Source organism: Exiguobacterium sp. TDN 0502 (assembly GCF_050846835.1).
Taxonomy (GTDB): Bacteria; Bacillota; Bacilli; order Exiguobacteriales; family Exiguobacteriaceae; genus Exiguobacterium_A.
This window is the reverse complement of sequence record NZ_JBOZGJ010000034.1, coordinates 1-1,473: the sequence shown is the minus strand read 5'-3', so window position 1 is coordinate 1,473 and position 1,473 is coordinate 1. Positions and strand designations below refer to the sequence as shown.

Below are 1,473 nucleotides of genomic sequence, written 5' to 3'. Positions count from 1 at the left end.
TTGGGGTGAAGTCGTAACAAGGTAGCCGTATCGGAAGGTGCGGCTGGATCACCTCCTTTCTAAGGAAAACGTCCCTTCAGGGACATGCCCATCGTTCAGTTTTGAGAGCTCGTCTCTCACGTCTCGTAAGAGACACTCGCACCTTGAAAACTGAAGACATCAACAAGACATCAAACTTTTAATTAACCATGTCATTAGACGTGTGTTCTTAGAATACCAACGCTAGATCAAGGTATGAAGGGCGTACGGTGGATGCCTTGGCACTAGGAGCCGATGAAGGACGCGACGAACAGCGATATGCTTCGGGGAGCAGTAAGTATGCTTTGATCCGAAGATTTCCGAATGGGGGAACCCACCATCCGTAATGGGATGGGACAGGCTACGTGAATACATAGCGTAGCGTGAGGCAGACCCGGGGAACTGAAACATCTAAGTACCCGGAGGAAGAGAAAGCAAATGCGATTCCCTGAGTAGCGGCGAGCGAAACGGGAACAGCCCAAACCGGAGAGCATGCTCTCCGGGGTTGTAGGACACTCTATACGGAGTCAAAAAGGAAGACGGTAGGTGAAGGACCTGGAAAGGTCGGCCGAAGAAGGTGACAGCCCTGTAGCTGAAACTGTTTTCCCTCCAGAGTGGATCCTGAGTACGGCGGGACACGTGAAACCCCGTCGGAATCCGGGAGGACCATCTCCCAAGGCTAAATACTCCCTAGTGACCGATAGTGAACCAGTACCGTGAGGGAAAGGTGAAAAGCACCCCGGAAGGGGAGTGAAATAGATCCTGAAACCGTATGCCTACAAGTAGTCAGAGCCCGTTAACGGGTGATGGCGTGCCTTTTGTAGAATGAACCGGCGAGTTACGATAACGCGCGAGGTTAAGCCGATGAGGCGGAGCCGTAGCGAAAGCGAGTCTGAACAGGGCGTTCAGTGCGTTGTCGTAGACCCGAAACCAGGTGATCTACCCATGTCCAGGATGAAGGTCAGGTAACACTGACTGGAGGTCCGAACCCACGCACGTTGAAAAGTGCGGGGATGAGGTGTGGGTAGCGGTGAAATGCCAATCGAACCTGGAGATAGCTGGTTCTCCCCGAAATAGCTTTAGGGCTAGCCTCGAGGTTGAGAGTTCCGGAGGTAGAGCACTGATTGGACTAGGGGCCCCCACAGGGTTACCGAATTCAGTTAAACTCCGAATGCCGGCAACTTATACTCGGGAGTCAGACTGCGAGTGATAAGATCCGTAGTCAAGAGGGAAACAGCCCAGACCGCCAGCTAAGGTCCCCAAGTGTATGTTAAGTGGAAAAGGATGTGGCGCTGCCTAGACAGCTAGGATGTTGGCTTAGAAGCAGCCACCATTCAAAGAGTGCGTAATAGCTCACTAGTCGAGTGGCGCCGCGCCGAAAATGTAACGGGGCTAAACATACCACCGAAGCTGCGGATTCCGTAAGGAATGGTAGGGGAGCGTTCCAAACCGCTG

2 rRNA genes are annotated in these 1,473 nt (G+C 52.9%); both read left to right on the top strand.

From position 1 onward, the window contains the following. Nucleotides 1-59: ribosomal RNA gene (locus tag ACRPK8_RS15745) — 16S ribosomal RNA — on the top strand; the annotation flags it as partial. A gap of 166 nt (nt 60-225) precedes the next feature. Beyond that, a 23S ribosomal RNA gene (locus ACRPK8_RS15740) occupies nt 226-1,473 on the top strand; the annotation flags it as partial.